Source organism: Fluviicola chungangensis (assembly GCF_007558725.1).
GTDB lineage: Bacteria > Bacteroidota > Bacteroidia > Flavobacteriales_D > Crocinitomicaceae > Fluviicola > Fluviicola chungangensis.
Map to the genome: position 1 here is coordinate 191,008 of NZ_VLPL01000008.1, position 15,889 is coordinate 206,896.

General features: G+C 45.4%; 9 protein-coding genes. 7 read left to right on the forward strand and 2 right to left on the reverse strand.

What is annotated here, in order from left to right:
- Positions 1-100: 100 nt before the first annotated feature.
- The 6 genes from FO442_RS15545 to FO442_RS15570 all read left to right on the forward strand — a co-directional run bounded on the left by FO442_RS15545 (position 101) and on the right by FO442_RS15570 (position 11,045).
- Positions 101-3,223 carry a DUF7619 domain-containing protein gene (locus tag FO442_RS15545; RefSeq protein WP_186280181.1) on the forward strand — a complete coding sequence of 1,041 codons (3,123 nt, stop codon included), beginning with the start codon at positions 101-103 and terminating at the stop codon, positions 3,221-3,223.
- Between the two features lie 223 nt (positions 3,224-3,446).
- Positions 3,447-3,839 carry a hypothetical protein gene (locus tag FO442_RS15550; RefSeq protein ID WP_144334135.1) on the forward strand — a complete coding sequence of 131 codons (393 nt, stop codon included), beginning with the start codon at positions 3,447-3,449 and terminating at the stop codon, positions 3,837-3,839.
- An 88-nt stretch (positions 3,840-3,927) separates the two neighbouring features.
- On the forward strand, positions 3,928-8,286 hold the full coding sequence (locus FO442_RS15555) for a CusA/CzcA family heavy metal efflux RND transporter (protein ID WP_144334136.1): 4,359 nt from the start codon (positions 3,928-3,930) through the stop codon (positions 8,284-8,286).
- Between the two features lie 26 nt (positions 8,287-8,312).
- Complete coding sequence (locus FO442_RS15560) at positions 8,313-9,482, forward strand: efflux RND transporter periplasmic adaptor subunit (RefSeq protein ID WP_144334137.1); 1,170 nt, start codon at positions 8,313-8,315, stop codon at positions 9,480-9,482.
- Positions 9,483-9,569: 87 nt separating this feature from the next.
- Positions 9,570-10,193 carry a class I SAM-dependent methyltransferase gene (locus tag FO442_RS15565; RefSeq protein WP_144334138.1) on the forward strand — a complete coding sequence of 208 codons (624 nt, stop codon included), beginning with the start codon at positions 9,570-9,572 and terminating at the stop codon, positions 10,191-10,193.
- 111 nt (positions 10,194-10,304) lie between these two features.
- Positions 10,305-11,045 carry a hypothetical protein gene (locus tag FO442_RS15570; protein ID WP_144334139.1) on the forward strand — a complete coding sequence of 247 codons (741 nt, stop codon included), beginning with the start codon at positions 10,305-10,307 and terminating at the stop codon, positions 11,043-11,045.
- A 65-nt stretch (positions 11,046-11,110) separates the two neighbouring features.
- On the opposite strand, the gene FO442_RS15575 is transcribed toward FO442_RS15570, so the two are convergent.
- Complete coding sequence (locus FO442_RS15575) at positions 11,111-12,364, reverse strand: OmpA family protein (RefSeq protein ID WP_144334140.1); 1,254 nt, start codon at positions 12,362-12,364, stop codon at positions 11,111-11,113.
- 198 nt (positions 12,365-12,562) lie between these two features.
- Here FO442_RS15575 and FO442_RS15580 point away from each other — a divergent pair, with 198 nt between their 5' ends.
- Complete coding sequence (locus FO442_RS15580; protein ID WP_144334141.1) at positions 12,563-14,845, forward strand: T9SS type A sorting domain-containing protein; 2,283 nt, start codon at positions 12,563-12,565, stop codon at positions 14,843-14,845.
- 231 nt (positions 14,846-15,076) lie between these two features.
- Here FO442_RS15580 and FO442_RS15585 read toward each other — a convergent pair whose 3' ends face one another.
- Positions 15,077-15,445 (reverse strand): DUF2200 domain-containing protein, encoded by a 369-nt coding sequence (locus FO442_RS15585; RefSeq protein WP_144334142.1) that lies wholly within the window; start codon positions 15,443-15,445, stop codon positions 15,077-15,079.
- Positions 15,446-15,889: the final 444 nt, after the last annotated feature.

Sequence of the window (15,889 nt, forward strand, 5' to 3'; positions counted from 1 at the left end):
TTGAAAAAATAATTTTTAATTCCCCCCCCCGAAGTTCAAAGATGCAACGTTTCTTATCAATGGAAAGTCTTTTTAATGAACGAACGTAATAATGAAAACTATGAAAAAAATCCACCTTTTATTGCTCTTCCTCGTTAGTGCGGTGCACTGCGCGGTAAGCCAGACAGCCACAGGAACAGTTACCCAGGCGCCCTGTAATAACGATGGTATTTATACCATCACCACTACGGGAATCCCACTTCCCATTACCTATACTTATTATGTGAACGGATCAACAGTCGTTCACGCAAATGTCAATTCTGCAACGGACCAATTGACAAATTTCGGGATGTCCAACGACGGCTACCTGTTTTGCGAGGCATCAAACGGAAGCTCATATGCGTATACACAAAACAGTTACACCCCCCAATTCTCTTTTAATGTAAGTGCAACGTCACCAACCTGTCCTGCTACTATGGGAACGATCAATGCCGTACAGGTGAACGGAACAACTGGGCCGTTTACCTATACCTGGACCAACACACAAACCCTAACTACCTATATAGGGAACAATGCAAGCGTTCCTCTGGGAACATATGAAACAGAGATCCAGGACCAAACAACTGGGTGTATATTGCATATGGGAGATACAGCTCTCAGCATCATGCAGTTGTCCAATATTACCGCCTCGATTAATACTACGCCTGCAAGCTGCACCAACGGAACAGCAAACGCAGTGGCCTCGGGAGGTGTGGCACCGTATTCTTATCTATGGAGTACCGGCGCTACAGGTGCTTCCATCAGTGGAATGAGCCAGGGGTATTATACGCTGGTGATTACGGATGCACAAGGTTGTTATTCGAATAATTTAGGAGCAAGTATCGTACAAAATCCTCAGATCTTTGTAAACACAACCGTTACCAATGCTACCTGTGTGCAAACAGACGGAAGCGCGATCGCATTTGGTTCTGGAGGCGTTGGTCCCTATACTTACTCTTGGAGCAACGGTCAAACGGGGAATACTTCAACTAATTTAACCGGAGGCAATTCGTATACGGTAGTCGCAACAGATGCCAATGGCTGTATAGGGCAGGGATATGCTTATATTTCTACCAATACACCGATCAACGTTTCTTATACTGCTTCACCAAGTCAATGTACCGCCGCAACAGGATCGGCTACTTTGTCCGTAACAGGCGGTACGGCACCATATACTTATTCTTGGGCTTCAAATCCTTCGGTAACTGGTTCAACGCTCACCAATGTTGCTCCGGGAACCTATGCTTTCCAGGTAACAGATGCAGTGGGTTGTGTGCGAACAGGTACTGTAGTTGTAGCTCCGGTGAGTGTCATAAATGCAGCGATTTATACACCTGCAGTGGTGTGCCCGGCTACTACCGGAACTGCGAATGCGGTTGTTTCCGGAACAAATGGACCGTTTACTTACTTATGGAGTAATGGTGCAACCACCAGTTCCATCAGTGGCATTCCGCTCGGAGCGTATTCATGTGTCATTACAGATGCTTTGGGTTGTTCAGTTACCAAATCGAATATCTTATCAACCATTTCGCCGGTGAATGTGGGAGTATCAACAGCAGGGACAAGTTGTATTTACGCTGCAGACGGATCTGCAAATGCAATCGTAAGTGGGGGAACAGCACCTTATTCTTACGCTTATTCCAATGGAACAACCACTCAGAATGCAAGTAACCTGGGAGCAGACCAGTATTATGTAACAGTAACAGATGCGAACGGATGCAGCACTTCAAAACATTTTTGGATAACAAATGAGAATACAAGCCAAAGCTGTTATTGTACCATTGAAGGAGATGTTTATGTGGATGCGAACGCAGATTGTGTTCATGATTCCGGTGAAAATGGCGTGGAGAATATCATGATCCATTGTTCCGGTTTCGGCTACACATTTACAGATGCAAACGGGCATTACAGTTTCCAGGTGCCAACAGGAACGTATACGATTTCCGAACAGGTGGACCAATATTATCCTTTGTCGCCCTGCCAAAGCAACAGCGTTGCGGTGAGTGTGGTTGCCGCTTCGGGGTGTAACACAGTGGTAGATTTCGCCAATAGCATCAATCCGCTGCATGATTTGAAAATTGTAACGGTGAATGCAACACTTCCTCCGATCCCGGGAAACAATTACCAGCAAAAAATGATTGTGAAGAACGAAGGGACCATTACCGAGTCCGGGATACAGGTAGGATATGCGCACGACGGACAATTGAATTTCGTAAACGCAACATCCCCTGGTTTTGTACAATTAAACCCCGGTACATATCCGAATGCGTACAGTATCCAATCCGGTTTCCCTTCACTGAACCCGAGCGGTACGCATATGATGCTCTTAAACTATGCAGTACCTACAACTATTCCATTGGGAACAGCGGTAGAATTTAATGATACTGTTGCAAACATGGCGCCGATCGCAACCAGTTGGTTGACAGATAATACTCCGTGGAATAACGTGAATGCTTATCAAACCTTTGTAATTGGTTCCTATGACCCGAACTACAAAGAAGTTTCGCCGAGAGGTACCGGAGCAGCAGGCTTGGTTCCGCTGGAAACAAAAGAGTTCGATTACACGATTCATTTCCAGAATGAAGGAACTTACTTTGCACAGAACATTGTGGTAACTGATCAATTGGATACGGATTTGGATTGGACGACTTTCAAGCCTGGTTATTCTGAATATGAATACACAACCACGATGAGTGAAACGGGATTGGTGACTTTTACCTTTGCAAATATCCATTTACCGTGGAAAAGTGCTTATGGCGATGCCTTGAGCTCGGCATTGGTGCACTATAGTATTCAACGCAAAACAACCGGTACTGTAGGAACGGAATTCACCAACAACGCAAACATTTATTTCGATTACAATGCACCGATCACAACCAACACAACGATCAATACGCTGGATGAACCGGCTGGTATCGATGAGGTTCAAAGCAATACAGACAATATCACAGTAGATCTGTATCCGGTTCCGGCAAACGATCAGTTGACAATCCGGGTAAACAACATCACCAAAAGCGAAGCAGCAACCGTGAGTATTATTGACCTGATGGGAAATGTGGTGTTGTCTGAACAAGTTGACTTGGGCGAAGGTTCCACCATGGTAACCCAAAACCTTTCACGATTAATGTCGGGTACCTATTTAACCCGTGTTCAATTCGAGAACGGATCATCCGTCGTCAGTAAAATAATAGTACATAACAAATAAACCACAACAGGCCCGCGATTAATCGCGGGCCTGTTTGTTCCGCTGAATCAAAAAAAACTCAGCCGCAGACTAATTCTCCATCATCAAACAAGCTTATTCCCAATCTGCGCCACCCGCCGCACGCTAAAAAATAAAAAAGCTCTGCGATCCTCCGCGAACCTCTGAGGAAAATAAAAGAGCGCTATCCGCCGGTCAACCCGAATTTTTACTACCTTTACCGCAAATGAAAAGCATCAGGAAAGGGTTCATTGTGTTTCTCATCCTGGCGATTACCTTGCCGGGGGAAACAGCGCATGCCATTTCCTTTGTTCCGGCTTTCATTTCCCATTACGACCACCACAACAAAACACACCACCGCTTGAGCTTCCTGGATTTTATCTGCGAACATGTAGGAATCAAAGAACACAAAGATTCCAGGCACCACCACCAGGATGACTGTCCGGCAAACCACAATCATGCATTGATTTCATTTGTGTACGTGATAGAAAAGAAAGCTACATTCGAAGCAGTTACGGAATATCAGCTCTATTTTGCGGAAAAAACACCCGTGCCTCCATACCGGTTCAGCTTTTCTGAATTCCATTCATCTATTTGGCAGCCACCAAAGGTAGGTTAATCACTCGTTATTACGGGTTCGCAGAAACCTGTCTGCACTTTGCCGGTATGCACCGGTAGATGCATTTTTCGTGATTAATTTTTTGAACATGTTAGATAAAATCATTCAATTCAGTATCAGGAATAAGTTGGTGATCGGGATTATGATCGTCGCACTGATCGGTTGGGGAGCATATTCCGTCAATCAACTGCCCATCGATGCTGTTCCGGACATAACCAACAACCAGGTACAGATCATTACCACATCACCCAGCAACGGTGCCGAAGACATCGAGCGCTTTGTGACCTTTCCCGTGGAACAAACCATGGCTACCATTCCGCACATCGAGGAAGTCCGCTCTTTCAGTCGGTTCGGGTTGTCGGTAGTAACGGTCGTTTTCAAAGAAGATGTAGATGTATACTGGGCGCGCCAGCAGGTGAGCGAACGCCTCATCGGCGCGTCGAAAACCATCCCGCCGGGAATGGGAACCCCTGAAATGGCTCCGGTAACAACCGGGCTGGGGGAGATTTACCAATATTCCATTTATCCCAAAAAAGGATACGAAAAGAAATACAATGCAACGGAACTCCGCACCATCCAGGATTGGATCGTGAGACGCCAGTTATTGGGGGTTGAAGGTGTTGCCGATGTGAGCAGTTTCGGCGGATATTTAAAACAATACGAAATCGCATTGGACCCCGATAAGCTGAAAAGCATGAATGTGGGGGTGAATGATGTATTCCGCGCCCTGCAAAAGAACAATCAGAATACCGGCGGGGCGTATATCGATAAAAAACCGAAAGCTTACTTCATTCGCAGTGAAGGATTGATCCAGTCTATTGCAGATATTGAAGAGATAGTGGTGGCCACGCACGATGACGGGATTCCCGTACTCATCCGTAATGTTGCCGAAGTGAAATTCGGAGCGGCAACCCGCTACGGGGCCATGACCCGGAACCACGACGGAGAAGTGGTCGGCGGATTGGTCATGATGCTGAAAGGGGCCAACTCTTCCAAAGTAATTACTCAAGTGAAAGAACGGATCGCACAGATTGAAAAAACGCTTCCGGAAGGAATTGTCATCGATCCCTTTCTGGACCGGACCAAATTGGTGAATAATGCCATCGGGACGGTGGCTAAAAACCTGGCGGAGGGAGCACTGATCGTCATTTTCGTATTGGTATTGCTGCTGGGAAATTTCCGTGCCGGGCTTATTGTAGCGTCGGTTATTCCATTGGCCATGCTCTTTGCCATTTCGCTCATGAACCTCTTTGGAGTAAGCGGAAACCTCATGAGTTTGGGGGCTATCGACTTTGGGTTGATTGTTGACGGGGCGGTGATTATTGTGGAAGCGACCTTGCATCATTTGCATCACCGGAGCAAACAAACCACCTTGTCCCAGTTGGAAATGGATCAGGAAGTCTATTCATCGGCATCCAAGATCCGCAGCAGTGCGGCTTTCGGTGAAATCATTATCCTGATTGTGTACCTGCCTATTCTCGCACTGGTGGGCGTAGAAGGAAAAATGTTCAAGCCGATGGCCCAAACCGTGGTGTTCGCAATTCTCGGGGCATTCCTGCTTTCATTGACCTATGTGCCGATGATGAGCGCCTTGTTCCTGAGCAAAAAGATTTCTATCAAACGTTCAGTCTCAGATAGAATCATGGACGGATGTCAGCGTATATATGCGCCTATGCTGCGTTTTGCATTAAAGACCAAAGTAGCGGTAGCCGGGGTGGCAGTTGCTCTGTTTTTTTTCTGCTTGTTCCTCTTCGGAACGATGGGTTCGGAATTCATCCCAACCCTGGAAGAAGGGGATTTTGCCGTAGAAACACGTGTGTTAACCGGAAGCAGTTTGTCCCAGACCATTGAAACGGCGACCCGAGCAGGGAAAGTCCTGGAAGACCATTTCCCGGAAGTGAAAAAGGTGGTTGGTAAAATCGGTTCGGGAGAGATTCCCACAGATCCGATGCCGGTGGAGGCCTGTGATTTGATGGTCATACTGAAAGACAAGTCGGAATGGACCAGCGCCACTACACGCGACGAACTTGCGGAGAAAATGCAGGCGGAATTGGAAAACCACATTCCGGGTGTAACCTTTGGGTTCCAGCAACCTATACAAATGCGTTTCAACGAACTGATGACGGGTGCCAGGCAAGATGTGGTGATCAAAATCTATGGTGAAGACCTCGATAAACTCAGTAAATATGCCAAACAAATCGGAGCAATCTCACAGCAGATTAAAGGGGCACAAGACATCTATGTAGAACAGGTTTCCGGTTTGCCACAAATCGTCATTGAATTCAAACGGGATAAAATTGCCCAGTTCGGAATGAACATCGAAGACATCAATACGGCTATCCGTGCAGGGTTTGCAGGTGAAGTTGCCGGCTTGGTATTTGAAGGTGAAAAACGCTTCGATCTGGTAGTTCGTCTCGACCAGGTGAACCGCCAAAATTTGGATGATGTTCGTAACCTCTTCATTGAATCTCCTTCGGGGATGCAAGTTCCCCTGGAGCAATTGGCAACGATTGATTTCAAGGAAGGGCCGAACCAGATTCAGCGGGACGAAGCAAAACGAAGAATTGTGGTGGGTTTCAATGTCCGTGGAAGGGATGTGGAAAGCATCGTGGAAGAGATCCAGAAACGGGTAGACTCGGAAGTGACATTCGAAGCCGGCTATTATCCCACATACGGGGGAACTTTTGAAAACCTGAAGGCAGCAAAAAACCGCTTGTCAATCGCAGTTCCCGTTGCTTTGTGTTTGATCTTCTTTTTGCTCTACCTGACCTTTAAGTCGGCCAAACAGGCACTGCTGATCTTTACCGCAATCCCGCTTTCGGCAATCGGGGGCATATTGGCCTTGTGGGTGCGTGGCATGCCATTCAGTATCTCGGCAGGTGTTGGGTTCATTGCTCTGTTCGGAGTAGCCGTGCTAAATGGAATCGTACTCATTGCAGAATTTAATCGATTAAAAAAAGAAGGCATGAAAGATACCGTGGAAATCATCAAAACGGGAACGGCAGTTCGTTTGCGTCCGGTAATTATGACGGCCCTGGTGGCGTCGCTTGGTTTTCTTCCGATGGCCATTTCCAACGGAAGCGGGGCAGAAGTTCAAAAACCCCTGGCTACTGTTGTTATAGGGGGATTAATGACTGCCACGTTGCTTACCTTACTGGTTCTGCCTATTCTGTATTACTGGTTTGAGAAGATCAAACCAACAAGCCGTTCGTTGCCGGCGGCAGCCCTGGTGGTGGCCATCAGTTTGTCGGGTTGGGGATATGCACAGGGAAAACCCCTGACCTTAGATCAGGCCATTGAAGCAGGATTAACGAATAACAAAACAATCATTGCAGGAAACCGACAGGTTGAATACCAAATACAATACAAGCAGACGCTGTTTGAACTCCCGAAAACGGATGTGAATCTGATGGTCGGTCAATACAACAGCATCAACCGGCACGACAACAACCTGACGATTTCCCAGACCATTCCGTTCCCGACCGTATTCTCTGCCCAGTCCCAATTAGGAGATGTTCTCGCGGAGCAAAGTCAATTGAAAACAGAGCTGACCCGGAACGACCTGGTGTACCAGATCCGGCAATGCTACTATTATCTGCAGTTCCTGGAAGAAGAGCAAAAAATCTTGCGTGCCCAGGATAGCGTCTTCAAAGGATTTGTAGAATCCGCTTCCCTTAGAGAGAAAACAGGAGAAGGAACCTTGCTTGAAAAGAATACGGCCCAAACGCAGGCAAACGAGATCGGGAACCGCTTGGCCCAGAATAGGGCAAATCAATTGCGCTACCTGTCGTTGCTGCAAAACCTGGTAGGCAGTCAGGAACCGGTGACCATTTCCGAAATGCATCTTCAGGAGCAGCAGCTGTTGTTAGCGAATGATTCAAATGCAGTTGCTGAAAACCCGGAACTGGCATACATTCAGAAACAAATCGAGGTTTCGGAAAGCCAGCGGAAAGTGGAGATTGCCAAAGGCTTGCCCGACATTACCCTGGGATATTTCAACCAAACACTGATCGGGACCCAAAGCGTAAATAACCAGGAAGTCTATTTTGATGGTTCCAAACGTTTCCAGGGATTCCAGCTTGGTTTGGCAATCCCGGTGTTTTTCAACGGGTACCATGCAAAAGTAAGATCAGCGGCGTTGTCGGCCAAAGTGGCGGAAAGCAATTACGAAGCTTATCAGGCAGATTTACAGGGGAAATACCGGCAAGCTCTACAGGAATATTTAACAAACAGGAATAACTTGGAATACTATCGTCAGTCGGCCCTGGTCAATGCAGAATCCATCCTCTTGAGCGGACAGGAAGCATATCGGGCAGGAGAGATCGGTTATTCGGAATACCTTTTTAGCCTGAAAACAGTCAACGACATCAAAGAAAAATACCTGGATGCATTGCTTCGTACCAACCTGAGTGCAGCGAAACTTCAGTATCTGACCGGGAAAAAATAATTTACTCAGAATCAAAAGACTTAAATATGAAATCATTCATTCAATTCATTCCGTTAATGACAGTGGTGCTCCTTGCAGGCTGCGGTTCGGATGAAAAACCGGCAATGACAGAAACACATCCGCAAAATCAAAACCGGGTGGAACTGAATTCCGAACAATACCGGACCATTGACCTTCAAACGGGAAAGATTGAGCTCAAATCCCTGAGCGGAACAATCAAAGTAAATGGCATGCTCGACGTTCCGCCGCAAAACCTGGTTTCCATTTCAGCGCCTTTCGGCGGCACCCTAAAAAACACGGAATTACTACAGGGAATGAAGGTGAAAAAAGGGCAGGTAATCGCTATTATCGAGAACCCGGATTTCATTGATGTCCAGCAAAATTACCTGGATTATAAAAGCCAGCTGGATTACCTGAAACTGGAGTACGAGCGCCAGGAAGAATTGGCTGCGGGAAATATCAATGCAAAGAAAACCGTCCAAAAAGCAAAGAGCGACTATGAAAGCATGCGTGCTCGGGTCAATGGCTTAAGAGCACGGCTGCAGCTCATGAACATTTCGGTTGCTTCATTGGAAAAAGGAGGGATCCGGAGTTTTGCTTCCATCCTTTCTCCGATCAGCGGCTATGTCACGCAGGTCAATACGAATATCGGCGCTTTTGTTGTTCCGTCGGACGTGCTTTTCAAGATTGCGGATACCGAACACCTACACGCCGAATTAACTGTGTTTGAAAAAGATGTTCCCAAATTGAAAGTGGGGCAAAAGGTGCGTTTTACCTTGGCGAATGAAGACAAAGAGCGCACGGCAACTATTTACCTCATAGGCCGTGAGATCGGAAAAAACCGGACGGTAAACATCCATTGTCACCTGGATAAGGAAGACAACCAATTGCTTCCTGGAATGTACCTGAAAGGATTGGTGGAAAGTGGAAGTACAGAAGTAACTGCAGTCCCGAACCAGGCCATTGTAGAGTTTGAAGGAGAAGAATACATCTTTTCAGAAGTGAAGTCCGACCACAAAAACGAACATGCTTTTGAACTGATCCCGGTGAAGACAGGTGTCAGTGAGCTGGGATATACGGAGATTATCATTGTATCCGGTAAGGACTGGCGAACAGTAAAGCTCGTTGTTAACGGGGCTTATGATCTCCTGAGTAAACTGAAGAACGGAGAAGAAGGCGCGGGCCATGCACATTAAGCCGGCCAAACGGACAGGAAGTATTTTCCGGTCCATGACTGTCTATCCTGGAACAAACAAATACTTTTAGTGCGTACAAACAGGCATATGGAAAACAATAGCAGCAAAGAACATTGGGAACAGGTTTACGAAACAAAAACTCCCGAACAGGTGAGCTGGACCCAAGAGGTTCCTCAAACATCCCTTGATTTGATCCATTCGTTTAACTTGCAGAAATCGGCACGTATCATTGATGTGGGCGGCGGAGACAGTAAGTTGGTGGATTATTTGCTGGAAGAAGGCTTTGAGCACATAAGTGTTTTGGATATTTCGGAAAAGGCGCTTGAAAAAGCAAAGAAAAGGCTGGGAGCAAAGGCCGCTTCGGTAACCTGGATCGTGAGCGATATCACCGCGTTTGACCCTGTGGAAGTCTATGATGTCTGGCACGACCGCGCTGCATTTCATTTCCTCACAAGTCCTGAACAAGTGGAAAAATACGTGGACATTGCCCGTAAATCGGTAAGCGGTTACCTGGCTATCGCAACATTCTCCGAGAATGGCCCGAAAAAATGCAGCGGATTGGATATCAGGCAATACAGTGAAGAATCGTTAAGGACTCTGTTGCAAAATGATTTTGAAAAGCTTTCGTGTATCACAGAAGACCACACAACTCCCTTTGATACCACCCAAAACTTCCTGTTTTGCAGCTTTCGCAAAAGAAAGCCGGTTTAATTAATAAATTCCCTTCCCTCATTCCTGCCTAATTCCTTCACAATCAACCTTTCCGTTCTTGCATCTGTAATTTATTTTTTTGTAAGTTAGCGCACATAAAAAAAACACTGAATGAAAATAGCTGCTACTTTTAGATGGAATGACAGAAAGCATGTCATTGTTAAACATGGATTTATTAAAAAAGCAATTGCATTGCTTGTGCTCCCATTCTTACTCTTCTCTTGCGAAAAAGAAAATTCCGAAGACGTAAACCAGGATAAAATCTATACGGATTATGAATTGTTCTACAATAAGAACGAAGATAAAACCTACGTGGTTGCACGGTTTAAGTTTGGTGGTCCAACCGGAACGAACCTGGAATTGACCAATGGTGCATCGGTTAAGTTTAACGGCGATTTGCTTACGTACAATGCTTTTTATGTAGGACATTACAAAGAATACGCCGGGAAAATTTCATCAGGAACCTTTGTTTACAGCGATGTGGATGGGAATCAATTCACGAATACGACTCCCGCAATGGATACGGTTGCTTTCCAACCCGGATTTGATACCATTGTGAAGTCGCAGGCAAACACCCTGACCTGGATCGGGAATTCCTTAGCTGCAAACCAGTCTGTGGGTGTTTTCGTTGGTTCCTGGACATGGGGACAGGATGCATTGTTCTATCAGAACCAATCGGGGGCTACAAATATTGTCATGGGAATTACCGGGTTGAGCTCCCTTGCTTTGGGTACATCTACCGTTTATATGGACCGGGCGAATGAAACAACCGTTGCGCAGGGAACCAGTGAAGGAGGGAAGATCAGGAGTAAATACCGGGCGCTGAATAAAGTGGTACAGGTGGTGCCTTAGAGATATCGGACTAAAGAAAAAAGAGCGCAGGAATCCTGCGCTCTTTTTTATAGCTATTGAATCGCCTAGCGTACATCGAACTCCACACGTCGGTTTTCCGCGCGCGCTTCAACTGTTCGGAGCGGATTTTTAAGTTTGGTTTCTCCAAAACCTTCTGTTGTCAGCCTGTCTCCCGAAACACCTTGTTCGATCAGGTAAGTTCTTGCTGCATTGGCACGCTCCCGGGATAAGTTCATGTTGTATTCCTCGGATGCGCGGTCATCTGCGTGTCCCATAATATGCAGTTTGTAGGAAGGATTATCCTTCATAACCTTTGCTATCGCTTTGAGCAGTTGTTGGAAAGAAGGAGACAGATCGGCTTTATCTGTTTCAAACTTCACTTCACTTTCCTCGATCATCGTAATGACTTCTTTACTGCTGTTGGGAGCCATACTTCCGGAACGTTCAGGACAGCCTTTCATAGCGGCAGAACCTTTTTCAAATGGACAATCATCCAAATCATCCGGGATATTATCACCGTCACTGTCGCGCGGAGCGAGTGTGCGTCCTTTCGTGTCAACCAGTGTTCCTGCCGGAGTTTCCGGTTCCTGGTCCAGCCAATTGGCAACCCCGTCATTGTCATCATCACGTTGCATTTCTTCCAGTTTTTCCACACGTTTCCGCAGGTTCTGGATCTCCTCATTGTTTTCCGGGATCACGACCCAATCAGCATGTTCCTTTCGTCCGAAGTTGTATTGAACTCCCAGGGAAAGATTGATCAGGTAAGCATCGATACCATGCGTATTCCGCGTAGAATTAAGATCATAGGTATAGTTCTGGTAAATGTTTGCAAGGACCGATCCGTCCACATACAGATTGAAACGCGGTGATAAGCGGACTTGTGGGGTAAACCCGATAATTCCGTGAAGAATGTGGTTCGGATCAATTGAACTTCCATTGAGAACAGAATAACCCGCACCCATATGGAAAAGCAATCCGATGTGTTTTGTCCACTCTTTGAAATCCATGATATTCCCTAGGTTGGCAACTCCTTCAAGGGAAACCCGGTAATATTCAGAAGAAAAAGAGGGTGTTCCGGCAAGTTCTCTGAAATTATCGTAACCGCCGCTCAAACGGACTCCGAACTTAGGATTGACAGCATACCTGAAACCAAGTCCGACGTGCCATAAATTGAGAGTTGCAGCATCGTACCCACTTGTCATAGGATAAATGGGATTATTCAACCCGAATTCGGCATCCACGGAAAAATGGTTATAAGTAGTGTCCTGGCAGTAAGAGGTAAAAGTGTGGATCAAAAATAGAGATAGTATATGTTTCATATCCAGAAATTTACATGTGAAGGCAATTTATGAAACGGGAACACTTTTTTACTTACACCGGAATGGCTAATTATTACACATTTCACACCTCCTTTTGTCGATCTGTAAATTGTGTAATAATCTCTGTCAGGATGTAACAGCTGGTCGGGGATAAGTAGGGAATTTTATAGGAATACTAATATCATTAAAAACACAGATATGAAAACACTTTTACTAAAATCGGGACTCTTTGTTGTCGTTTTAACACTGATTTCCACCGGCAAATTATTTGCTTTTACCGCCGTTACGGATGGCGATTGGACCGATCCGGCAACTTGGGGAGGCACGGCGCCTTCCGGCAATGTAAGTAACCAGGATATCACTATTCCGTCAGGTATTGATGTGAATATGAATACCAATGTCACCTTTTCAGGTCTCCTGAACAGCTTTACGGTAGACGGAACCCTCACAAGCTCTACGAATAGCGAATTGTCGATCCAGACAGGTACCTTTAACGGAAGCGGTGATGTGGATATTCAACGGATCGTATTCACAGGGTTGTTGGTTTCTTATTCCTTTTCGGGCGACATGACCGTGAATACCTTCGTCAATTCCGGATCCATTATTGCCTTTACGTCTCAGGTTACTGTTACGGATTCATTGCACCTGGACGATGGAACACTGACCTTAAATACCGGGTCTAATTTAATGCTGAATGCGAATGCAAAAGTGGTGCGAAACAACGGGTCGTTAGCAACGACCGGTGGCGTTTTTAATTCGGGAGGTGCATACCATGTGCATTACATCGGTGGATCGAAAACTACCGGTATTGAGATTAATTCCATGGACATGGAGAATGCAGATATTACCCTGGACGACAATGCTTCTGTTCTGACAATGGGAAGCGATTTGATCATTCACGGGAACTTAATGCTGAACACAGGTACACTGAATGTAGGTGCAAACGACCTGGAAATTCATGGAAATATGGATATTCAATCCGGAACGGCACTCACCACAACTGCAGCATCCAATGTAACCATTGAAACGGCCAGTTCACTAAGCTCCGGGCTGGTATTTACTTCGGGATCTTCCGTAGATCAGTTTGCCATTAATTACACCGGAAGTTCAGGATCCGTCATTCTTAAGAGTTCTCTATCAGTTGCGGGAGAATTGCAATTGCACAACGGGACACTAAGTATTGAAAGTGGTGCAGTATTGACCATGAGCGCAGGAAGCCTCGTACAGGTCATAAATGGGAAACTGGAAAACGGCGGAGGTACATTTACAGGGACAGCTTCTTATGATGTCGAATACCTGGGAGACTCAACCACGACAACGGGAGAAGAAATCACCGGTTCCGGATTGAATGATGTGGAAGTGAACCTGGCAGAGGGAGAAGTGATGCTGGACGACGATGCGACTGTTGGCGGAGAATTAAGCTTGGTAAGCGGAAAATTAAACCTGAATTCCAATAACCTGGTATTGAACGGAACATTGGACCAGGAATCTTCCAGCCCGATCGTCGGGAATATGAACTCCGATTTACACTTAAATATCACTTCAGCAGGCAATGATACCATTTATTTTGACGGTTCGAATTCCGACCTGGAGCAATTGATCGTTGATGTAACAGGTGGAGGCGACATCGTATTGGGATCCGGGCTTCATATCCACGATGAATTAACAATGACAAGCGGAAGTGTCCGGCTAATGAACGACAACCTGGTTGTGGAACAGGATGCAAACATTACGGGATACAGCGATACCAGATACATTGTGACACCAAATGCCGGAAAACTTCAGATGTATGTACCGGCTTTTTCATCGTACGTAGTATTCCCGGTCGGAACGGAATCGAGCTATTCGCCGGCGAGTATTCAACAGGTTTCAACAGGTACGGCAGGCAATTTCATGGTAAAAACATTCAACGGTTTGTTTACCGGTGGAACTGAAAATTCAGGATTCAACAGTGCAACCGGCGGAAGTGTAGTGAATAGAACCTGGCTGGTAGAATCAGATGCAGGGACAGTGAATATGAACCTGAAATTAGGTTGGATGGTGACATCCGAAGTTAATGGTTTCGACCGCACCAACGCATACATTACACATTATACGAATAATGATTGGGATACACAGGTATCCGGAAGTGCAACCGCCGGAGCAAACAGTACTTACGAGATCAGCCGCTCGGGGATTACCAGTTTAAGTCCTTTCGCCGTTGCGGATGAAGATGCTGAATTGATTGTGGATGAAAATGAATTGTTGACCATCCATTTGTACCCGAATCCATGTACGGATGTGATGAACGTGACGTATGCAAGTGCAAACAATCATCCATATACCTGCCAGGTAACGGATGTTACAGGAAGGGTTTACGAGGTGGCACGTACCGGAGAAAACCAAATGGATGTTTCGGCTTTGAGCAAAGGCACGTATTTATTGAAAATGATCGATACAGAAACAAATAAAGTATCCGTCAGACAATTTGTTAAGCAATAAACTTCTTCAGTTGGTACTGACGCGTGTTGGCACCGGTTTCTTGCAAAAGCGATATGAAAAGTCCCGATCTTGTTTATAGCGGATCGGGATTTTTGGTTTTACTGATCTTCCTGCTCGTAAAGACCTTACATTACTAAATGAGTGATCAGCATAATGAAGTCACACCATAGAAATTCATTCTAATTACTGGTTGGACATGTGTATCCGTAATTCGGCGTGCGTAATTAGCAATCAGGATTTTCCCCTTAAAATCTTTTCCATCTTCTTTCCCTTGGCCAGTTCATCAACAAGCTTGTCAAGATACCGGGCTTTTTTTGTCAACGGAGTTTGGATTTCTTCGATGCGGTAACCACAAATCATCCCGGTAATCAGTTCGGCATTCGGATTTAAGTCTGCACGATTAAAAAACTCTTCGAAAGTCACTTTTTCATCTATCAGCTTCCGCAGTTTCTTCTCATCAAACCCGGTAAGCCATTCAATGACTTCGTGCAGCTCCTGGACCGTTCTTCCTTTTGTTTCAACCTTTTTCACATAGTGCGGGTAAACCGAAGCGAAGATCAGTTTTGCAAATTTTTGGTCATGTTCCGGCGTTGTACTCATATCTGAAAGCTTTCTTCAAAGGTAAGGAAAGTAAAATAGTTTCAAAATGGGCGGTTTCAAACGAATTTTGGTCCTTTTGAAGCACTTATTCTCCAGGTGTGTGAACCTGAACGAATCAAACGATAGAACTGTTATAATTGTTAGTAAAAAAATGTTAAATGTACATTTATTCACGGATTCAAATCGTTCGCAACTGACTGTATTTATTGATATATCAATTAATAAGAAACTGATATTCAGTAATTCAAACGAAACAATTCGGTGAATAGACGGCAGGCAAAGTTGCTTACTTTAAAAACAGTTTTAGAGGGAAACAAAACATCGGGTTGTACAGAATTTTCAATGGTTTATCTTTGCTTAAACAATCAGTTGAAAAGTGAAATTAGTTGATTTCAGGTATCCTTAAATCAAGTAAAGAAATAGAGTTTGTACTGTTTTTGAAAA